The organism is Brevibacillus brevis, assembly GCF_022026395.1.
Taxonomy (GTDB): Bacteria; Bacillota; Bacilli; order Brevibacillales; family Brevibacillaceae; genus Brevibacillus.
This window is the reverse complement of sequence record NZ_CP041767.1, coordinates 179,579-200,000: the sequence shown is the minus strand read 5'-3', so window position 1 is coordinate 200,000 and position 20,422 is coordinate 179,579. Positions and strand designations below refer to the sequence as shown.

Sequence of the window (20,422 nt, the reverse complement as noted above, 5' to 3'; positions counted from 1 at the left end):
CTCACGAGCTACGATAAATAACTCAAAACGATCCGTGAATCGCGGATCCTGGTCATTTTTCTTCGCCAATGGCGAAATCGCCACAGGATGACCGTAAACAAATGTAGGTTGAATCAGTGTATGCTCCAGCTTTTGCTCAAAGAATTCATTCACTACATGTCCGAACGTATGGTGAGGCTCAACGGATACGCCATGCTCTTTTGCCAGAGCACGCGCTTCATCGTCGCTCATTTCCTTCCAGAAATCGACGCCGAGATTTTCCTTAATCAAATCGACCATGTGTACACGACGCCATTTTGGTGTCAGGTCAATCTCATTGCCTTGGTACTGAATTTTCATGGTGCCCAATACTTCCTGTGCGATATGAGCAACCATTTCTTCAGTCAGGCTCATGATATCTTGGTAGTCCGCATATGCTTCGTACAGCTCAATCATCGTGAACTCAGGGTTGTGACGAGTAGAGATCCCTTCATTGCGGTATACGCGACCGATCTCATACACCTTTTCCAAGCCACCGACAATCAGTCGTTTCAAGTGCAGCTCAATTGCAATACGCATATACAGCTGCATATCCAACGCATTGTGGTGCGTGATAAATGGACGTGCAGATGCACCGCCAGCAATCGCATGGAGTGTAGGTGTTTCTACTTCCAGATAGCCCAGGTTGTCCAAATAACGACGCATCGAAGTCAGAATGCGGCTCCGCGTAATGAACGTATCGCGAACTTCTGGATTCACAATCAAATCCACATAACGCTTACGGTAGCGAGTCTCGATATCTTTGAGACCATGGTATTTCTCAGGCAGTGGACGCAGTGATTTCGTCAGGTAGGATAGTTCCTTTGCCTTTACACTGAGCTCGCCGGTTTTTGTTTTGAAAACAACACCAGTTACACCGATCATGTCACCGATATCAGCCAAATCAAATACTTTGCTTAGCTCTTCGCCAACAGTATCCTGACGGACGTAGATTTGAATTTGACCGGAACGATCCAGCAGTTGAGCAAAGCTCGCCTTACCCATTCCACGTTTCGCCATCAGGCGGCCTGCAATCGTAACCACATTCTCTTCCGCTTCCAGATCTTCCTTGCTCTTTTCGCTAAAAGCTTTTGTTATATCTGCAGCGTGATGCGTTTGCTCGAATTTTTTACCGAACGGATCAAAGCCCCACTCACGCAATTGATTCATTTTGTCGTGACGCACTTGAAGAAGCTCGTGGAGCCCTTCCTGTTGCTGTTCTTCTTGCTGAAGGTCTTGCTCGTTTGCCATTTTGCTCACTCCTCTAGAAAATGCCTGCATTAACAATTTTGTACAGACTTTTATAATAGCGATACGGCGTACCTCGCAAAAGGTACGCCATAGATCGACTGCTTACAGGTTAATATCAAGAATCTCGTACTGAATGACTCCAGCCGGTACGTTGACGTCAACAATCGCGCCTTTTGCTTTGCCGAGGAGCGCTTGACCTACCGGGGATTCGTTGGAAATCTTGTTGTTCATCGGATCGGATTCAGCAGAACCCACAATCGTGTAATCCATAACATCACCGAACTCTAGGTCTTTCAGCTTCACGCGGGAACCAACACTTACAACACCTGTATCAACATCTTCATTTGTGATGATGCGGGCATTGCGCAGCATTTTTTCCAGGGTCAGAATGCGACCTTCGATGAACGCTTGCTCATTCTTTGCTTCTTCGTATTCAGAGTTCTCACTGATATCTCCAAAGCTAATCGCTTCTTTAATACGAGCAGCTACTTCCTTACGTTTAACCGTTTTCAAATCTTCAAGCTCTTGTTCCAGCTTTGTTAAACCTTCTGGTGTAAGGATGACTTCTTTTTCAGACATGGTTCAATTCCCCCGTTTTAAAAAATGATTCCATTTATACTGGGTAAAGTACAAAGGATTATATGTAGATGTTCTATACAATATACAGCAGAATGCAATCGTCTGTGAGGTTCAAAGGTAAAGCTGCCAGTGAGGACTGGCAGCTCGGCACCCAATATTACGGAGTATTATAGGATATGAAGGAACCCTTGTCAATGTCTGGAATGAACCACCAGTTTTAGTAGCTGACAGCCTCATCACTTGCTGGTTCCAGCGGTTCTTCGCTGTCACCTGCGTAGTTTTCAATCCAGTCAACAAAGTTCATGAGGACGCTGCGAAGCTCCTCTTCTGTCTCAACCGCATTCACGAGATTTTTCGTGTGCGTCGAGCCCTTCAAGCCTTTCAAGTAATACGCCGCGTGCTTGCGCATCTCAAGGACTCCCACTCTCGGACCCTTCAGCGCGATTAAACGCTCTGCATGCAATAAACAAATATTCATCTTTTCACGTGCGGTTGGCTCTGGACCCAGCTCTCCCGTCGTCAGGTATTGAATGGTGCGATACAGCATCCACGGATTTCCGAGCGCAGCCCGCCCAATCATAACACCATCGCATCCCGTTGTATCCAGCATGCGTCTCGCATCCTCAGGAGTAGCCACATCGCCGTTTCCGATCACCGGAATCGAAACGGTTTCCTTCACCCGACGGATCCAGTCCCAGTCCGCTTTCCCTTTGTACATTTGTACGCGGGTGCGTCCATGAACAGCGATCGCTTTGCCGCCTGCACGTTCTACTGCCTTGGCATTATCCAGTACGTACAGATGATCTTCGTCCCAGCCCAATCTCATCTTCACGGTAACCGGCTTGTCGACCGCATCGACCACAGAAGATACGACTTCGTAGATTTTATCAGGATCGAGCAACAGACGCGCACCTGCATCACAGCTCGTAATTTTCGGCACAGGACAGCCCATGTTGATATCAATGATATCCGCGTTCGTATGTTGGTCTACATATTTCGCCGCACTCACCAAGGTTTCCTTGTCTCCACCAAAAATCTGCAAACTTAGTGGTTTTTCGCGTTCGTCGACAAATAGCATATCTATCGTTTTTTTGTTTCCGTGCACAATGCCCTTGTCGCTTACCATCTCGGCGCAAACCAATCCAGTACCGAACTCCTTGGCAATCAGACGAAAAGCAGGATTACAAACACCTGCCATTGGAGCGAGAACTACGTTGTTCTTTAATTCAATATTGCCGATTTTCATCTATATTCGCCTCCTTATTCCCGCTTAGTCGGGGTCTTGGAGAGGACAATCCTATCCAAACTTCATTACATCACTTATTTATAGCACATAATTCATCGTAGTCTACCTGTAAAGTGCTGGCGATCTTCCGTAATACAGGCTCTGTTGGCGTACGAGTTCCTCTCTCTAGTGATCCAACAAAAGACAATGACACTCCCATCTTTTCCGAAAGGGACTGCTGTGTATACCCTTTTAGCTTTCGGAAGGACCGGATTCGATTTCCCAGTTGATTGCTCCCCACTCACGTACCCCCTTGTGATCTTCTACCAATAAGGAAAGATAATGATCAATGGTCTGGTTATGCTCAGGTAAAACGCCGCCTTCCCAAACGTCTCGAAGCGGCACGAGTACAAAAGCACGCTCGCTCAGCCCGGGATGAGGAATCATGAGATTGTCTTGCGAAACACGAGATGTCCCGTACAACAGTAAGTCAATATCTATCGTGCGCGGTCCCCATCGAATCGTTCGCACACGTCCCAGCTCTCGCTCTACTGACAATGCCGTCTCTAAAAGCTGATCCGGGGTCTGATCTGTTTCCACAGCGATCGCCATATTCAGAAATGCGTCTTGTTCGACGTAGCCAAATGGATCGGTCTCATAAACAGAGGAGACACGAAGCACGCGAATTCCAGGTTGCTCGTTCAATCTCTGTATCGCCCGGAGCAAGTTCTGTGCCCGATCCCCGAGATTGGAGCCTAGCGCCAAATACGCAACTGTCATGAAGCAAAATCCTCTCTTCTACGGATCATCTCAATCGCAACCGACTCATAATGCCCATTGATCGGCGGATTCGGCTTGGTCACTTTTGCTTTGACTTCATGCAAAGGGAATTGCTCCAGTAGACGTTCTGCTATCACAGCGGTCAGTTTTTCTACCAGATGAAATCGTTCACCCTCGACAATTTTTTGCACACAAGTAAAGATATCGGCGTAATTGACTGTATCGTGAAGATCGTCACTCGCTCCGGCTTTGGATAAATCGAGCGATAGCTCCAAATCGACATAAAACCGTTGGCCCAGTTCAGCCTCTGCTCCAAACACACCGTGATATCCGTAAAATGACATGCCATTGAAGTAGATTTTATCCAAGGTTTAAATGCCCCCTTTTAGCATCGCGTCCATCATCTTCGTAACGCGCTTCATTTCTTTGACATCATGCACCCGTACCATATGACAGCCTTTTGCCGCCCCGAGAGCAACCGTCGCTGCCGTACCTTCGACACGTTCATCTACAGGCAAGTCGAGAACATGACCAATCATCCGCTTGCGTGAAGTAGCAAGTAGAACGGGATAGCCCAGCCCTACCAGATCATCCAGCCTGCGCATCGTTTCGAGATTTTGCTCGACAGTCCTTACAAACCCAATCCCCGGATCGAGGATGATTCGCTCCTGCTTTACCCCTGCCTGCAAAGCGATCTGTACGGACTCACGCAGGTCTTTGATATAGTTTGGGAAAAAGTCGTGATAGTCCGTGTCTTCGCGGTTGTGCATCAGGATAATGGGCACATCGAGACGAGCAGCTACCTCTCCCATCCGCGGGTCACGCTTCGCTCCCCATACATCATTGATGATATGTGCCCCTTCCAAAATAGCCCGTTCTGCAACCGCCGCTTTGTATGTGTCAATGGACAGCGGAACAGACAATTCCTGCGAAAGCATCCGAATGACTGGCAGCACTCTTTCCAGCTCCGTCGCCTCATCGACTGCTTCCGACCCCGGACGTGTCGATTCTCCCCCGATATCAATCAGGTCAGCTCCAGCCTCAACCATTGCACGCGCTTGTGCAAGTGCTGCCTCCACATCGACATAACGGCCGCCATCCGAAAATGAATCAGGCGTCACATTCAAAATACCCATGACTAGCGTACGCTCTCCCAATGGCAGGACATACTGGCCACAGTTCAGCTCGCGCCGCGCACGAAGCTTGGCAGGCATCGCTAAAACTTCCCGTACCTCTGCCGCCAACGCTCGTAGTTCTTCTGTTTGGGTTTTCATATAATCCAACGCCAAATCCATCTTCTTGTGAGAAGCCAACAGCAGCACGTATTTTTTGTCGGCAGTACCTGGTTGGTCTGAGATAACAGCTTCCGCATCGAAAGAGTGCATAATCTCTCTCACACTCTGTGCTGTTGCCCCACTCATGTTTTCCGTGTGAATCTTCAGGCTCGTCCCCGCTTCCGTCATGCGTTCGGCTTCAGGAACAGGAACTCCCCTTTTGACAAGCTCCGAAACCATCTCAGCGAAGGTCGCAGCATGGATTCGAAATGAATTGTATTTCATGATCAAACTCCCTTTTTCCGTCTTCGCACATTGAATAGTAGCATACCATAATTTACTCGCTAGCCGCTACAGACTGACGGTAGGCGCGGTGCAGTTCGCACGAATATGTACCATATGTCGAAGGGACGGAATGCCCGTCAATTTCAGTAATCGGAACAATCTCTTGCACGGAATTTGTCGTAAAGACTTCATCGGCATTGAGCAGCTCTTCCAAGCGATATCGACCTTCTTCGACAGGTATCGATAATTGCTGTGCCAAAGCCAAAACATGTCGCCGCGTCACACCATCTAGAATGCCCGTATCAATAGAAGGGGTAAACAACTGGCCGTTCTTGACCCAGAACACATTGCTCACAATTCCTTCCGCCACGAAGCCATCATGCGTCAAAAACAGACCTTCCACATCGGGACGGGCACCGAGTTCTTGGCGTGCAAGAGCATTGTTTAAGTAATTGTGCGATTTAAAGCGCTGCTGGCCTTCTGCTGTCTGTCTAGCCAACGCCAATGTCTGCAACCGTTTTGGCATGGGAGGTACTGCCAGAGGTGCTACAGGTTTGGCAAATACAAATAAGGACGGACGCTCGTAGCCCTCTGCTACCAAGCCCACCCCTTCTGCGCCAGCCGTAATACTCAAGCGGACGTAAGCATCACGCAACTCGTTTGCATCGATGGTCATCAAAATGGCTTCCGCCAGCTCTTCCCTTGTCCAAGCAGGTTGAATCTGCAACGCAAAAAGCCCGGAACAAAGCCGGGCGTAATGAGCATCCCATAGAAATAGCTTGCGGTCGTATACACGTAAGGTTTCAAACAAACCAATACCGTACAAAAACCCGTGATCCAATATCGATACTGTAGCCTCATGAGCCGGACAAATCGTCCCGTTAGCATAAACGTGCATCTGCGCTCTCTCCCGATAATATAGTCGAGAGCATCATATCACACTTCCGAAGAAAGTTCCGTTTCCTCCGAGCGTTTGCCGTGTACGAAACGCGAGATAGTAATGGAGATTTCATACAAAACGATAAGTGGCACAATTACCATAATATCGGAGAGGAAATCAGGCGGCGTAATAGTAATCGAGATAATCGCGAGCACCAAATAGGCGGGTTTGCGTATTTTAGCCAAGCGATGCGGGTTGAGAATCCCCAAATGGCTCAAAAACAAAACGACAACCGGCAGTTCAAAAAGCAACCCAAACGGCAGGCAAAGATTGAGCATAAAGGTGAAGTAATCGTTCGCTGTAATGACCAGTTCAAAATTCCCGTTGGATAAACCCAACACAAATTTGTACATCATCGGAAATAGCACAAAGTAGGCGAAGGAAAGCCCGAAAATAAACAGCAGGAACAGAGCCGGAATATACATGAGCGCCACTTTTCGCTCTCTTTCTTCCAATGCGGGCACCACAAAGCGCCAAACTTGATAAGCGGCAACCGGGATTGTAATCGCAAGCGCACCGACTGCGGCCAGCTTTACATAGATCGACAGGATATCTCCCGGCCCAAGGATCGCCAGCTTTTCCCCTGAATGATTCGCTAACGCCAAATAAATATGATCCACAAATAAAAAGCAGATAACCATACTGACAACAAGAACGGACAGCACAATCAAAATTCTGCGGCGCAGGTCTGTCACATGCTCAAGTATAGGCATCTCTTTGCTCACTCGAACTCCTCCTCATGCGCGGAAAAAGGCAGTGCGTCTCGTGTACGCACCGCCTTCACTCAGGCCGGATTAGTTAATTCGTTTCAACGCTTCTTCTGGAGCCTTCTCTTTTTCATCATCGTCTTTGGTCAAATCTTTTGCTGCGGTTTTAAATTCGGTCAAGGTTCGTCCAAAAGCACGACCGATCTCTGGCAGTTTACTCGGCCCGAAAATCACCAAAGCAATGATCAGGATCAGAATTAATCCAGGAATACCGATGCTCGACAGCATAATCTGTTACACTCCTTGTCCTAGAAACCTGTAATAGCAATCACGCTCGGCATGGCTACTGCATTTCCGCCTTTAGGCCAGTGGCTGGTTGGCTTGTCATACGACTTCAGGTTTTCACCTGGATGCTGCACCGCCAGGAACAGTGTTTTTTCATCAGGGGTAAACCAAGGACCTGTCATTTCAGCGCCTACTGGTGCAGACGCGAATTGTGCGGCTTCTCCCTTGCTGTTACCCGTTGTTGGAATGAAAAACACACCATTGTTTCCAAAGGATTTATAAATGCCGCTGTTCATCGACGAGGACGAGATGTCTGTCACGACCCATAGGTTACCCGCGCTGTCGAAAGCCATGTTGTCTGGCGCCGCAAAACCGCTTTGTGGTCCACCTGCTGCAAAAATCTCAAACGTAAACTCCAAACCTGCATGGTTGTTGTCATTCTCGAACAGGCGAACGATTTGTCCGTAGAAGTTGCCATGCTTGTCGTTGTTGGTCAAGGCAATGAAGACGGAACCATCAATCGGATGAACTTCCAGGTCTTCTGGGCGATCCATCGGGGTAGCCCCTACTGCTTTGGATGCATCTCGGCAGTTGAGAAGCACGTCAGCCTGAGAAGCAAACATCGGTTTGCCATCTGCATCGACTGCTTTTTTCAGTGCTTCATTTGTTGCGAAATCCAACGGAATCCATTTACCCTTACCGAAGTTGGCAACGTACAATGTACCCTCTTCAAGCAGCTTGGAATTGCTTTTCCCCGCCTTTGGATCGTACTTACCTTTGGATACATACTTATACACGTATTGGTCTTTCGCATCATCCCCCATGTAGACGACCAGTTGTCCAGACGGAGCCAGAACCATTGCCGTGTTTTCGTGGGAGAATCTGCCCAATGCTGTATGCTTCTTCGGAGTCGATTTCGGATCAAATGGATCTACCTCAACAACCCAGCCATAGTGCTCGGCTTCAGGCAGCTTGCAATCACCGACGACGTCCATGTAGTTTTCCTCGCAGGAAAGAATTGTATTCCACATCGTCACGCCGCCGGAGCAGTTCGCAAATGTTCCGGTTACTTCTTTAGCAATGGAAGCTGCTGGACCCGTCAGCACATGCTTGGTCAGCCCGCTTACCCGACGACCATATTTGGAATCGGAAACAAGCTTCCATGTGCCATTTTCATTTTTGATTTCAATAATGGAACCGCCAAGTGCATACAAATATTTTTCGATTTGTGCAGGGGTACGTTTGTTGTCTTCAGAATCAGCATTCAGATAGTCATAACCGTTTACGTAATATTCCAACTCACCTAAATATTCGTGATTTACCCACAAGAGGCCATGATCGGACTTGCCTTCGATTGGCAGGAAACAGGTGAAGTCGTTGTTGAACCCGAAGGTATCTCCTGCCGCATTGATCTTATCGCCATAGGAAGCCACTACATCGTATTTAAAACCGTCCGGCAGTACAACATCGTCTTTTGTAGTCGGATGAATTTCTTTGAATTTCGGATTGAAGTTATGCTTCTTTGTATCGAGACCAAACAGATGATCGGCCGTTTTTCCTGATAGGGTACCGCCAGCCGCCAGGGCAGGAATTCCTGTTGCTACCGAAGCCAACGCCGCTGTCCCTACACCGAGATAAGTCAAAAACTGTCGACGATTTACATCCATTTACTATCTCTCCTTTTTTGCCTTCTTCGGTTTCATTGTACAAGCCGTATATCGAGGAACCATGAATGTTATATAAAGAGTATGTAAATAAAAAACCGCCCTCGAAAAAGGCGGTTTTCCTGTCATATCTATGTGTCAACCTGTCGTGTGACGCGCGTATGCGGTAAGGAAGTTTTTCAGCAATTGCTTGCCGTGCTCGGTAATAATCGATTCAGGGTGGAACTGGACGCCCTCAATTGGGTACTCCCGATGGCGCACAGCCATGATTTCTCCTTCGGCTGTCCGGGCGGTTACTTCCAGCTCACTCGGAATGGACGCTTCCTCAATAATCAAAGAATGATAGCGTGCCGCTGTAAAAGGAGAAGGGATGTCCTGAAAGATCGTTTTGCCATCATGGAAAACCTCAGAGGTTTTTCCGTGCATCAAGCGCTCGGCCCGAATGACTTTTCCGCCAAACACTTGCCCAATGGACTGATGGCCCAAACAAACACCCAAAATCGGAATTTTTCCGGCAAAATGGCGGATCGCATCCATGCTGATCCCCGCTTCATTTGGTGTGCACGGCCCTGGAGACACCATCAAATAATCAGGTGCCAATCGCTCGATTTCTTCCAGTGTAATTTTGTCATTGCGATACACTTGGAGTTCTTCCCCAAGCTCTCCCACATACTGCACCAAATTGTAGGTAAAGGAATCGTAGTTATCAATCATCAAAATCATCGTACACTCGTCTCCTCTCAACTCATCGTTCTCTGCTCGCTCAACTCAAGCGCTTTCCACAACGCTTCTGCCTTTTTCAACGACTCGGCGTACTCTGCCTCTGGAACCGAATCAATCACGATACCCGCTCCAGCCTGCACATGAGCTACGCCATCCTTGATCACCATGGTGCGGATGGCAATGTTGACCTCGATATCACCATTGAAACCAAACCAGCCGATTGATCCCGTATAGACGCCTCGCTTGACTGGCTCCAGCTCTTCGATGATTTCCATCGTGCGAACTTTTGGCGCTCCGGTGATCGTTCCTCCCGGAAAAGTCGCTTCGATCGCATCAAGCGCATCCTTGCCTGCTGCCAGCTCTCCTTTGACGTGAGAGACGATATGCATGACGTGGGAATATTTCTCCACGACCATGAATTCGCTGACCTCCACACTGCCAAAGCGACAGACGCGGCCCATGTCATTGCGTTCCAGATCAACCAGCATGACATGCTCTGCTCGTTCCTTTTCATTATCAATCAGCTCACGTGCCAACGCATCGTCTTGCTCGTCCGTTACTCCACGCGGACGTGTACCGGCGATTGGACGCGTATGGACTTCCTTGCCTTTTACCTTTACAAGTAGCTCTGGCGAGGCACTAACCAATTGAAATTCAGGGAAGCTCAGATAGCCCATATAAGGAGACGGATTCAGCTTGCGAAGCACATCGTACACTTCTGGGGCAGTCACCTGCACTGGCTTGCTCTGCCGTACCGACAGATTGACCTGAAAAACATCCCCTTGGGCGATGTACTCCTGCACCCGACGAACGGCATCCTCGAATTGGTCTTTGGCAAAGGATACGGACGCTGGCACTAGCTTGGCAAGCGGTCTTTTGCGCAAAGCTTCCCAATCTGTCTCATCGCGCTCCATTGCCAATGAAGCGATCGAGTCCATACGTTTTTCCAGCTGGAGTGCTGCTTGTCGATAGCTCTCTTCGGTCAAATTGTCAGCGTTCAAATGCGTCAGGCAAATGATCTCTCGGGTCTCATGATCAAAGACAAGAAGGTCTTGCATTATCATAACATACAGGTCTGGCAACTGTAAGTCGTCAGTCGCTATCTGTGGCAAGCTGGGCTCAAAAAAGCGGTTCATCTCATAGCTGATATAACCTACGGCCCCTCCGGAAAAATCCGGCATACTTGGAAGCGCAGGCGTACGGTAACGAGATAGCAGCTCCCGCAAAGCATTCAATGGGTTGTGAGTATCTATGCTTTCAATTTTTCCTTCTGGGTACGAAACGATTGTTTCTCCTCGCTGACTGCGCAGCGTAGCGATAGGCTCATATGCCAAAAAGGTATACCGCCCAGCTCGTCCACTTTCCAGCAGGACAGCATTTTGCAGAGAAGGCTGTAGCTTTGTGAGCACCTGCCACGGATCAATCGTCGAAGACCACGGTCTACGCAGGGCTAGGGGAACCAACGAATAAGATAAGGCATATGTCTGACAATCAGCAAAGGTAGGGAACATTCTTCCTCTTCACGCTCCGGTTTTCACTATTTATCCGTTCATTATATAGTTGCCTGATACAAAAAGAAAAGACCACGTGGCCAACGCGGCTCCGTGGTCTTGCGGTATCTTTTTACAATTAATCTTCGAACTGATATAGAGGCGTGGACAAATAACGCTCCCCATTCGAAGGAATGACAACGATCACTTTTTTGCCTTTGCCGAGCTTCGCTGCTACTTGCAGAGCCGCATGGATCGCTGCTCCAGAAGAAATCCCACCGAGAATGCCTTCCTGACGAGCCACACGACGCGCAGTTTCAAAAGCGTCCTCGTTTTCTACCTTAATGATTTCGTCGTAAATTTGAGTATCGAGAATTTCTGGAACAAAGCCAGCCCCGATACCTTGGATCTTATGTGGACCTGGTTTGCCGCCAGACAAAACCGGCGAAGCCGCAGGCTCAACAGCCACGATTTGTACATTCGGATAGTGTTCACGAAGAACCTGCCCTACACCCGTAATCGTTCCGCCTGTACCGATACCGGAAATAAACGCATCTACGCCGCCAATTTCCTTGGCTTGGTCCAACAGTTCACGAGCAGTCGTCTCACGATGAATGCCCGGGTTTGCCTGGTTTTTAAATTGTTGCGGAATGAAATACGAGCTATCTTCTTTTGCCAGCTCTTCCGCTTTGCGAATCGCTCCGCCCATCCCTTCGCTGCCTGGTGTGAGGACCAGCTCTGCACCATACGCACGCAACAGGTTGCGTCGCTCCATACTCATCGTCTCTGGCATGACCAGAATAGCACGATATCCTTTTGCAGCAGCAACCATCGCGAGTCCAATACCGGTATTTCCGCTCGTAGGTTCAATGATGGTATCACCCGGTTTCAGACTTCCGTCTGCCTCTGCTGCCTCAATCATCGACAACGCAATTCGGTCTTTTACACTGCTGCCCGGGTTGAAGAACTCCAGCTTCAAGTAAATGTCTGCAATATCTTCGGTGACAACACGATTTAGCTTTACAAGCGGAGTAAATCCAATCAAATCGGTAATGGAATTAGCCACGCGCATATGTTCTGCCCCTCCTATTTTTCATAACCGAGTAAAATGCTAGGATTTATTGACATAATTATATCAACGGTAGCCTATTTGGTCAATGAGGCATTTGCCCAGAAATCTGGACCCCTACCGATTTTCGCAATCGCTCCAGCACGACATCCAGCGACTCGACCTGGGCAAATGCGATTTCTCGGCGCAGCTCCTCTTTTACCTCTTCAAACGTCCGTTGACTGGCTTCCCTACGCTCTATCAGTTGATAAATGACGTATTGATCCTGTATTTTGATCGCTTCGCTATGTTTGTCTTTCTCCAGCTTTTCTACGATGGGCTTCGCCTCGTCAGGCAATCGATTATCCTTGATGGAAACCCAGCCTACATCCCCGCCACTCGCCGCTGTATCTGCATCAATCGAACGCTCTTTGGCAATCGTCTGAAAGTCGGCCCCGTTTTTCAAATCAGCCAAAACTTTTTCCGCTTCTTTTTGTGAAGCCACGACGATTTGTCCTAAACGCATCTGCATCGGTCGGGTATAACGGTCAGATCGGCTATTGTAGACGTTTAGCACTTCTTCATCCTTGATAGTCATGTCCTTCGTTGCCAGGGTTTGCAGCAGGATTTGATAAGAAATCTCCTGCTTCAAGGCTTCCACGGTCGTCCCCGCTTGTTTGATTAGCGCAGCCTCAAACTCGCTGTCTGTCCGACTGCCGTAACTGTCGCGAATCTGGGAAAGCTCTTGCTCCAGCTGCTTCGGATCAACCGTAATGCCGGATCGCTTCGCCTCTTGAAAAACGACTTCCCGATTAATCATGTCGTTTAGCACTTGCTTACCGAACTTTTGTTTCAGCGCCGTTACATACTCGTCGTTGCTAATCGTCTTATCCCCTACGATGGCGGCAGGCTGCAGCTTGCCTGATGCCTGGTACCATGCCCAGGTAACGGCAAGCAGCAACAATACAAGCGCCCCAATGAATGCCCACAACCCTTTTACGTTGGTCATGCCAACACTCCCCTACTTGACGCCGCGCTTACATGTCTTTCAGGATGTCTTCCAACGCGGATCTGTCATAATGGTAACGTTCATTACAGAAATGACAGTGTACTTCTGCTTCGCCCTGTTCCTCAATCAGACTTTCCATTTCTTCGCGTCCCATGCTGATCAGTGCCTGAACAACCTTATCCGCTGTACATTTGCAGCTAAATTGAATCTCCGTGCGGCTCAGGATTTTTGGATCATCCAAGACGCGGGCCAAAATCTCTTCAGGAGTCAAACCTTCGCCAATCATGCGAGAAACCTGTGGAAGCTGTCCCAAACGCTCTTCAATTGCTGCCACAACCTCTTCAGGCGTATTTGGCAACAGCTGAAGAATAAAACCACCCGCCGCCAAAACAGAACGGTCTTCTGGATTCACCAGTACACCCACCCCTACTGCTGAAGGCGTTTGCTCGGACATCACAAAATAATAAGTGAAGTCTTCTCCAATCTCACCAGAGACGATTGGCGCACTGCCTTGATACGGCTCCTTGAGACCGAGATCTTTCGTTACGTACACAAACCCGTCTGTTCCCACTGCACGCGCTACATCGAGCTTGCCTTTTTCGTTTAGCTCAAAGTGGACGTGCGGGTTGGATACATACGCGATTCCTTCACCATGTGCGTTTGCTTCCGCCATAATCTGCCCGATTGGTCCGCCTCCTTTTACTTTGACATGGAGGCTCTCGTTTCCTTTTAACATAGCCCCCATCATCAAGGTAATAGTCAGCGTACGTCCCGCTGCTGCTGTCGCTGTATTCCACATGTCGTGACGACGACGCATATCTTCGACAGATTCCGTCGTGCGTGCGGCAAATGCACGAACATGCCCATTAAAACCCGTTGCTCTTATCATATAATCGCCCATATAGCGATCCTCCTTTTCGAACTCCCTCTTTAAAATAGCGAAAAAATCATGAAGCTATCTTACCAGTTTACCACAAGGAGAAAAAGACTACGCTTCTCCCGCTGTGAGTCTGACACTTTGACAATTCGACCATTTCTGACAGAAAAAACCCCTCTGTACGAAGAGGGGCCGTAATAACCAATCCTATGTTAGGTTAAATAATCTTTTAATACGTGCGAAGCTTTTTGTGTTCGCAATCGGTCAATCGTCGTCGCTTCAATTTGGCGAATACGCTCGCGGGTAAGCCCAAACATTTTCCCCACTTCCTCCAGCGTATACACTTGGTCATCATAGAGACCATAACGCATGGAGATAATTTCTTGGGCGCGGGGACTAAGTCGCTCCAACGCTGCGCGCATTTGCGAGCGAAGGTCTACTTTTTCAATCCAGTCATCCAGCGAGGACAACCCATCATCCATGATTTCTGCGTAGCTCAAGCTCTCGTCTTCATGCCAAGCCTGCCATTTCTCACTGTCCAGCTCAGCGTCGATGGATTCCATCTTCATCATGAGAGCCAGTTCAATGGCTTCCACCTTTTCTAATGGAATATCCAAGAGTACGGCAATCTCCTGTCGATCTGGCGTCCGGTTCAAAGCATGGACGAGATGTAGGACTTGCTTCTGATACTGGCGAATCTGCTCATGCATGTGGACAGGAATGCGAATCAAAGTTGCTTTGTCGTTGATGGCACGGGTGATCGCTTGAGAAATCCACCAGTGCGAGTAATGATAGAGACGCACGCCTCGTCCCACATCAAATTTGTCAATCGCGGTAAACAAACCTATCGTGCCCTCCTGAATCAAATCCAGGAACGGCATCCCTCTTTTCAAATGGCGCAAAGCGGTACTAACTACGTATCGTAAATAGGCGCGCACAATCGTTTCACGTGCTTCAAGATCGCCATCCCTTTGATAGCGAATCAGGCAAGCAAGCTCTTCTTCTTTGTCCAACATGGGTGTTGCAGCGACGCTTTCCAAAAACAGTAGAGCAGAAGTGTCCGATCGAAGCGATCTAGGGACAACAATTCCCAACTGTGTCTCCACTTCCCGCCAGCGACGGGGAGTTGAATGGAACGAGGAGGTACTCAGAGTCATATGCAACCCTCACTTCTCTGGAATGGAAGATCACGATGAAGTAGGTGAGTCACGGAATGTTTTACTGTATCCGTATTTCGACAAAACCCATTCGATTCCTGCCAGTTAACAGAATATTAACAGTTCTCCTCTCAGAACAGTTGATGAAAGCCCTTTCATAGGTTAGAGTTAAAAGTTTATGAAGAAAAAGCCATCCCTAACACCAAGGATGGCAAAAAGACAATGTCGAATTTTCTGATAAAACCAAAGGCTACTGATACAAGTGACAGGCGACGAAGTGGTTCGTGTCTACTTCCTGCCAGATGGGCTTCTTTTCGGCACATACTGCTTTGGCTACCGGACAGCGCGTACGGAACACACAGCCGCTAGGTGGATTGATCGGGCTCGGAACGTCTCCTTCGATAATGGTGCGCTCACGGCTTTTCTCCAAGTCGGGATCGGGGACAGGAATGGCCGACAACAACGCCTGCGTGTAAGGATGCTTCGGTGATTCGTAAAGGATTTCACTGGCAGTCATCTCGACCATATTGCCCAAATACATGACGCCAATACGATCGCTAATGTGCTTGACCATTGCCAAATCATGCGCGATAAACAAGTACGTCAGCTTTTGTTCCTGCTGCAATTTCTTCATTAAATTAACGACCTGTGCCTGAACCGAAACATCGAGTGCGGAAATCGGCTCATCGGCAATAATGAAGGTAGGATTGACGGCAAGTGCCCGCGCAATCCCTATCCGCTGTCGCTGACCACCACTGAACTCGTGCGGGAAACGGTTGGCATGCTCTTTTTGCAAACCAACCATCTCCAATAGCTCAATCACTCGTTTTATCCGTTCCTTCCCTTTATATAGCCCATTTAGATGCAGGCCCTCCGAAATGATTTCCGCTATGTTCATTCGGGGGTTCAGAGAAGCATATGGGTCCTGAAAAATCATTTGCATATGGCGTGTCAGTTTGCTCCGCTCAGCAGATGATGCCTGGTGGACGTTTTGCCCGTCAAAAATGATCTCACCTGTCGTCGGTTGATACAATCCGATAATTGTACGGCCTGTGGTCGATTTACCGCAGCCAGATTCCCCTACCAGTCCAAACGTTTCTCCCTCGTATATATCGAAGGAAACATTGTCCGCTGCCGTAAGTGAGAGCCCTTTACCCAACGTAAAGGTTTTTGTCAGGCTCTTTACCTGGACCAGCTTCTTTCGTTGCATCTGGCCACTCCTCCCCGTTATCCGTTTACCAGTATCGTCTGGAGATGCAATGTTCCTTTTCGAGCTTGTAGCCATCCAGCTTGACGACCTCGATGGCACTTCGCGAATCCGGAGAATGAATCATTTCACCATTCCCCATATAAATGCCCACGTGATGAACTCTGCCTTTCCCCTCTTCATGGGCAAAAAACAGCAGATCCCCCGGAAGCAACGCTTCTTTTTCCACGAGCTGTCCGGCTTTTGCCTGATCAGATGCATCACGCGGGATCTGGAGACCGACAGATCGGTGCATGTTGTACGCAAATCCTGAGCAGTCATACCCGTAAGAGGACATGCCGCCCCATAAATAATGCAGGTTGAGGAATCGCTTGCCAGCTTCTACGATTGCCTCTCCACGATTACCGGAAAGCTCGATGGGCTCGTTTGCTCTGACGATTTGGACGTCTGCTTTTGGCAAAAGTCCTGTACCGTTCGGTGTCGCTACCGTTACCCAGTCCGCGGTTTCCCCAATCAGCGGCAGTTTGGTCAAAAACGCAAGCTCCAGGTCTGGCTTTTGGTCGGCTGTATGTAGACGGGTAAACGCCGCCGTGACCATTGCCAGCTTTTGGCCTTGCTGTACCTCAAAAGCATCTGACCACGGTGCTAGCTGACGAGACGGTACCCAGCCGGGATAGCCTGTTGCGTTTTTGTTCGTTGTCTGATCAGGAATCAGAATTTGTGACCATTCCCCTTGCTCCTCGACTACCTCTACGCGGGTACCATACAGCGCTTGAGTTTGAATCGCGTTATTGTCGTAAAAACCAAGCTTCTCTTCTACAGTAAGGGAAGCGAGCCAGCTTCGTGCATCTACCGGGGATTGGAGCGCTACTTGGTCAATATCACGCGGCGACTCCGGCTTGGTCCACACAGTGGCGACAGAAACAGAAACTATAGCAGATTTCATCTTAGTTCTCCCCCTCCCACAGGCTGACGGAACGAATACCGAGCCCAGACTCTTCTGGCATGCGCATCAAGCGGCCCTCGTACGTTACGCCACCTTCTATACCATCGTGCAAAAGCATCAACGGGGCATCGAAATCAAAGCGGGTGATGTTTTTCTTGCTGGCCGCAAAATGAGCTGCTGCTGATACAGCCAAACGCGATTCGATCATGCTGCCAACCATACATGGAATACCGTGCTCTTCAGCCAATTGGTTGATCAATTGTGCTTTGTAAATGCCACCAGCCTTCATGAGCTTGATATTAATCATGTCTGCCGCACGGTTTTGCAACACCTGCAGGGCCTGCGCTGGTGAAAACACACTCTCGTCAGCCATGATTGGCGTATCGACCGAATCTGTTACCCGCTTCAAGCCTTCCAGATCATGCGCTTTTACAGGCTGCTCAATGAGTTCGATGCCAAGACCCATGTCCTCCATTTTGCGAATCGATTGGACCGCTTCTTTTACATTCCATCCCTGGTTGGCATCAAGACGAATCTTCACCTGATTGCCCACGGATTTGCGAATTTCCTGGATGCGTAAAATGTCATCCTCGATGTTGTCCTTGCCGACCTTGATTTTCAGTACGTGAAAGCCTTGCTTGAGGTAGAGAGCCGCATCCTCGCCCATTTCCTTCGGGGAGTTCACGCTAACGGTATAATCGGTTTCCAATTGGTCACGGTAGCCCCCGAGGAATTGATACAACGGCATTCCTGCTCGCTGAGAAATAAGGTCGTACAACGCAATGTCTACCGCTGCCTTCGCACTCGTATTTCCTACCATGGATTGGTGCAAGGTTTGGAAAACTCGTTCATAGGCAAGCAAATTCAAGCCGATGAGCTGAGGTCTCATCGTATTCATAATCGCTGACTCGATGCTCTCGATGCTGTCTCCGGTAATGACGACAGTCGCCGAAGCTTCGCCCCACCCGACCATACCGTTGTCGCAGGTGATTTTCACCAGAATCGATTCCAGACTATGCACCGTACGCAAAGCCGTTTTAAAAGGCTTTTTCAATGGTACAGAAATTCGTTTTACTTCGATGGCTTGAATAATCATGTTTTCCTCCATCTTCTCCAGCACTCGTGCTTTCCTTCGTTGTGTTTTTTCTCATAGACATACTAAATTATAGCACTATTAAAAATTCTAGCAAAAAAGGGGGAGAGTCATTTCATCCGCCTGAAATGACTTCTCCCTACTTACTATTTCTTACTTCACGACAGCTTTTCTCAGGTCTGTGTAGCTCAGTGAAGAGCTTTGTACACCACTCACTTTGTCGCTTGAGAGCAAGGAAGTGTTATAGAAATAAAGCGGTGCGATTGGCGCTTCATCCAACAAGATTTTTTCTGCATCATGAAGCAGCTTCAGACGTTTTGCATCGTCTGGCTCCTTGTATGCGTCTTGGATCAGCTTGTCGAATTGTGCATTGCCCCAGCCCGTACGATTGCTTGCTGCCTTCGATTGGAAAATGTCGAGGAAGTTGATCGCATCACCGAAGTCAGGCAACCAGGAAGAACGAGCAATTTGATACTGCAATTGCTTTTGCATATCCGTCAAAACTTTTCCCTCTACCTTTTGCAGCTTCACATCTACGCCCAGCGTCTGCTTCCACATTTCCTGCGCGGCTTGTGCCGTTTTCTCGTTGGCCGTTCCGCTGCGGTACGTGAGTGTAACCTCCGGCAGCTTTGTGTAGCCTTTTTCTTTCATTCCTTGTTCCAGGAGCTTCTTCGCTTCATCTGGGTTGAAGTTCACCAATTCTCCGCCTACCTCACGGAATTGTCCTTCACCGTTGGCATCAGGTAAACCATAAGATACGAAGCCAGTTCCCGGCTTTTGTTGACGCATCAGCACCAGGTCAACCAGCGTCTTACGGTCAATCGCCAAGCTGAAGGCTTTACGAATATTGGCATTATCAAATGGCTCCTTCGTGACGTTGAAACGATAAAACTCTGTACCTGCTCCATCACGCACGAATACTTTGCCATCTTTGAACAATTGGTCTGCCATGTCTGCAGGAACGGTTGTCGTTCTGTGCAGCTCTTCGTTCGTAAACATTTGATACTCGGTATTCTCGTCATCAATCATTTTCCAAACAGCACCAGGCAGAGTTACGTTTGCTGCATCCCAGTACGTATCGCTCTTCATTATTTTCAGTTCACTGTCATGCGCCCATTCTGTCAGCTTGAATGGCCCGTTTCCGACAAAGCTTGCTGCTTCTGCTGCCCATTTCGGATCTTTTTCTACAGTTGCTTTGTGTACAGGGAAGAAAGCTGGGTTGGATGCCAACAGGAGCGTCCAGGAAGCTGGTTGAGCGAGCACGACCTCTAGTGTTTTGTCGTCCACCGCTTTTACTTTTACGCCATCCACCGGACCTTTACCGCTGTTATATGCCTCCGCTCCCTCAATAATGTACGCGAGGGATGCCGCCGGAGATGCCAGTGCAGGATCAAGCATGCGTTTCCACGCGAATTCGAAGTCCTGAGCCTTTACCGGTTCACCATTGGACCATTTGTTGTCACGCAGGGTAAAGGTATAGGTTTTGCCATCCTCGGAGATTGTCCACTCGGAAGCGGCCGCTGGTTGAGGCTTTTGATTTTCGTCCAGGCGAGTCAAGCCTTCCATCAAGTTGTTCAAAATATTATAGGACGGCTCATCAAAGCCAATCGGCGGGTCCAATGACGTCGGTTCCTTGATATTATTCAGCAACAGGAGCTTTGCCGCTTGATCACCCGGCGTCGGAGCGTTTGGCTGAGCCGTGTTGCCTGGTGCATTCTCACTCGGTGCAGCTGGTTGACCCGATGTACATCCAGCCATGAGCATAGAAACACCCAGCGTAGCTGTCAGCAACAATGTTGATAGTTTTTTCACTGTTTCTTCCCCCTTATTTTTTTGTTTTTGTATGTCGTAAAAGGATAGTGAC

Annotated in this window: 21 protein-coding genes (1 of these 21 only partly in view); all 21 read right to left on the bottom strand. The window is 48.7% G+C overall.

Features of this window, described 5'->3' with window-relative positions; genetic code table 11:
- A protein-coding gene (gene lysS, locus FO446_RS01165; RefSeq protein WP_016738830.1) for a lysine--tRNA ligase crosses the window boundary here: on the bottom strand, positions 1-1,269 show its 5' portion. Its footprint begins 252 nt before the window's first position; only the first 1,269 of its 1,521 coding nucleotides appear in the window; the start codon lies at positions 1,267-1,269; its stop codon lies off the left edge, out of view.
- Between the two features lie 102 nt (positions 1,270-1,371).
- A complete protein-coding gene (gene greA, locus FO446_RS01160) occupies positions 1,372-1,848 on the bottom strand; it encodes a transcription elongation factor GreA (RefSeq protein WP_007725265.1) in 477 nt (158 codons plus the stop codon).
- Positions 1,849-2,065: 217 nt separating this feature from the next.
- On the bottom strand, positions 2,066-3,094 hold the full coding sequence (gene dusB, locus FO446_RS01155; RefSeq protein ID WP_237899779.1) for a tRNA dihydrouridine synthase DusB: 1,029 nt from the start codon (positions 3,092-3,094) through the stop codon (positions 2,066-2,068).
- Positions 3,095-3,164: 70 nt separating this feature from the next.
- Positions 3,165-3,374, bottom strand: a complete 210-nt coding sequence (locus FO446_RS01150; RefSeq protein ID WP_047074774.1) for a helix-turn-helix domain-containing protein — start codon at positions 3,372-3,374, stop codon at positions 3,165-3,167.
- The gene (gene folK / locus FO446_RS01145) at positions 3,326-3,853 is read right to left on the bottom strand and encodes a 2-amino-4-hydroxy-6-hydroxymethyldihydropteridine diphosphokinase (RefSeq protein ID WP_173612470.1); all 528 of its coding nucleotides are present in this window, start codon (positions 3,851-3,853) and stop codon (positions 3,326-3,328) included. Before folK ends, FO446_RS01150 begins: the two co-directional genes overlap by 49 nt.
- Entirely contained in the window at positions 3,850-4,221 is a 372-nt protein-coding gene (gene folB / locus FO446_RS01140) for a dihydroneopterin aldolase (protein WP_064203224.1), read from the bottom strand. The genes folK and folB overlap by 4 nt, the downstream gene beginning before the upstream one ends.
- Positions 4,222-4,224: 3 nt before the next feature.
- Complete coding sequence (gene folP / locus FO446_RS01135) at positions 4,225-5,412, bottom strand: dihydropteroate synthase (RefSeq protein WP_173612469.1); 1,188 nt, start codon at positions 5,410-5,412, stop codon at positions 4,225-4,227.
- Between the two features lie 52 nt (positions 5,413-5,464).
- Positions 5,465-6,310, bottom strand: a complete 846-nt coding sequence (pabC, locus tag FO446_RS01130) for an aminodeoxychorismate lyase (RefSeq protein ID WP_173612468.1) — start codon at positions 6,308-6,310, stop codon at positions 5,465-5,467.
- Positions 6,311-6,348: 38 nt separating this feature from the next.
- On the bottom strand, positions 6,349-7,077 hold the full coding sequence (tatC, locus tag FO446_RS01125) for a twin-arginine translocase subunit TatC (RefSeq protein ID WP_173612467.1): 729 nt from the start codon (positions 7,075-7,077) through the stop codon (positions 6,349-6,351).
- A gap of 69 nt (positions 7,078-7,146) precedes the next feature.
- Positions 7,147-7,347, bottom strand: a complete 201-nt coding sequence (gene tatA / locus FO446_RS01120) for a twin-arginine translocase TatA/TatE family subunit (RefSeq protein ID WP_017247013.1) — start codon at positions 7,345-7,347, stop codon at positions 7,147-7,149.
- Positions 7,348-7,367: 20 nt separating this feature from the next.
- On the bottom strand, positions 7,368-9,011 hold the full coding sequence (locus tag FO446_RS01115; protein WP_173612466.1) for a PhoX family protein: 1,644 nt from the start codon (positions 9,009-9,011) through the stop codon (positions 7,368-7,370).
- Positions 9,012-9,146: 135 nt separating this feature from the next.
- Positions 9,147-9,731: an aminodeoxychorismate/anthranilate synthase component II gene (gene pabA / locus FO446_RS01110; RefSeq protein WP_056493388.1), complete on the bottom strand. Its 585-nt coding sequence runs from the start codon at positions 9,729-9,731 to the stop codon at positions 9,147-9,149.
- 17 nt (positions 9,732-9,748) lie between these two features.
- On the bottom strand, positions 9,749-11,242 hold the full coding sequence (locus FO446_RS01105; protein WP_232774782.1) for an anthranilate synthase component I family protein: 1,494 nt from the start codon (positions 11,240-11,242) through the stop codon (positions 9,749-9,751).
- 118 nt (positions 11,243-11,360) lie between these two features.
- Entirely contained in the window at positions 11,361-12,293 is a 933-nt protein-coding gene (gene cysK / locus FO446_RS01100; protein WP_173612464.1) for a cysteine synthase A, read from the bottom strand.
- 82 nt (positions 12,294-12,375) lie between these two features.
- Positions 12,376-13,278: a peptidyl-prolyl cis-trans isomerase gene (locus tag FO446_RS01095; RefSeq protein ID WP_232774783.1), complete on the bottom strand. Its 903-nt coding sequence runs from the start codon at positions 13,276-13,278 to the stop codon at positions 12,376-12,378.
- A 28-nt stretch (positions 13,279-13,306) separates the two neighbouring features.
- Positions 13,307-14,179, bottom strand: coding sequence for an Hsp33 family molecular chaperone HslO (hslO, locus tag FO446_RS01090; protein WP_173612462.1), 873 nt, complete (start codon positions 14,177-14,179; stop codon positions 13,307-13,309).
- A 188-nt stretch (positions 14,180-14,367) separates the two neighbouring features.
- On the bottom strand, positions 14,368-15,312 hold the full coding sequence (locus FO446_RS01085) for a sigma-70 family RNA polymerase sigma factor (protein WP_088910250.1): 945 nt from the start codon (positions 15,310-15,312) through the stop codon (positions 14,368-14,370).
- A 250-nt stretch (positions 15,313-15,562) separates the two neighbouring features.
- Positions 15,563-16,522, bottom strand: a complete 960-nt coding sequence (locus FO446_RS01080) for an ABC transporter ATP-binding protein (RefSeq protein WP_173612461.1) — start codon at positions 16,520-16,522, stop codon at positions 15,563-15,565.
- Between the two features lie 25 nt (positions 16,523-16,547).
- Positions 16,548-17,465: a C40 family peptidase gene (locus tag FO446_RS01075; protein ID WP_221869322.1), complete on the bottom strand. Its 918-nt coding sequence runs from the start codon at positions 17,463-17,465 to the stop codon at positions 16,548-16,550.
- 1 nt (position 17,466) lies between these two features.
- Positions 17,467-18,561 carry a dipeptide epimerase gene (locus FO446_RS01070; RefSeq protein ID WP_173612459.1) on the bottom strand — a complete coding sequence of 365 codons (1,095 nt, stop codon included), beginning with the start codon at positions 18,559-18,561 and terminating at the stop codon, positions 17,467-17,469.
- Between the two features lie 150 nt (positions 18,562-18,711).
- Positions 18,712-20,370 (bottom strand): peptide ABC transporter substrate-binding protein, encoded by a 1,659-nt coding sequence (locus tag FO446_RS01065; RefSeq protein ID WP_173612458.1) that lies wholly within the window; start codon positions 20,368-20,370, stop codon positions 18,712-18,714.
- Positions 20,371-20,422: the final 52 nt, after the last annotated feature.

Coding starts and splice junctions, on each gene's coding strand:
- greA (WP_007725265.1), bottom strand. CDS start 1,848: ATGTCTGAAAAAGAAGTCATCCTTACACCAGAAGGTTTAACAAAGCTG.
- dusB (WP_237899779.1), bottom strand. CDS start 3,094: ATGAAAATCGGCAATATTGAATTAAAGAACAACGTAGTTCTCGCTCCA.
- folK (WP_173612470.1), bottom strand. CDS start 3,853: ATGACAGTTGCGTATTTGGCGCTAGGCTCCAATCTCGGGGATCGGGCA.
- folP (WP_173612469.1), bottom strand. CDS start 5,412: ATGAAATACAATTCATTTCGAATCCATGCTGCGACCTTCGCTGAGATG.
- pabC (WP_173612468.1), bottom strand. CDS start 6,310: ATGCACGTTTATGCTAACGGGACGATTTGTCCGGCTCATGAGGCTACA.
- tatA (WP_017247013.1), bottom strand. CDS start 7,347: ATGCTGTCGAGCATCGGTATTCCTGGATTAATTCTGATCCTGATCATT.
- FO446_RS01115 (WP_173612466.1), bottom strand. CDS start 9,011: ATGGATGTAAATCGTCGACAGTTTTTGACTTATCTCGGTGTAGGGACA.
- pabA (WP_056493388.1), bottom strand. CDS start 9,731: ATGATTTTGATGATTGATAACTACGATTCCTTTACCTACAATTTGGTG.
- FO446_RS01105 (WP_232774782.1), bottom strand. CDS start 11,242: ATGTTCCCTACCTTTGCTGATTGTCAGACATATGCCTTATCTTATTCG.
- cysK (WP_173612464.1), bottom strand. CDS start 12,293: ATGCGCGTGGCTAATTCCATTACCGATTTGATTGGATTTACTCCGCTT.
- FO446_RS01095 (WP_232774783.1), bottom strand. CDS start 13,278: ATGACCAACGTAAAAGGGTTGTGGGCATTCATTGGGGCGCTTGTATTG.
- hslO (WP_173612462.1), bottom strand. CDS start 14,179: ATGGGCGATTATATGATAAGAGCAACGGGTTTTAATGGGCATGTTCGT.
- FO446_RS01085 (WP_088910250.1), bottom strand. CDS start 15,312: ATGACTCTGAGTACCTCCTCGTTCCATTCAACTCCCCGTCGCTGGCGG.
- FO446_RS01080 (WP_173612461.1), bottom strand. CDS start 16,522: ATGCAACGAAAGAAGCTGGTCCAGGTAAAGAGCCTGACAAAAACCTTT.
- FO446_RS01075 (WP_221869322.1), bottom strand. CDS start 17,465: ATGAAATCTGCTATAGTTTCTGTTTCTGTCGCCACTGTGTGGACCAAG.
- FO446_RS01070 (WP_173612459.1), bottom strand. CDS start 18,561: ATGATTATTCAAGCCATCGAAGTAAAACGAATTTCTGTACCATTGAAA.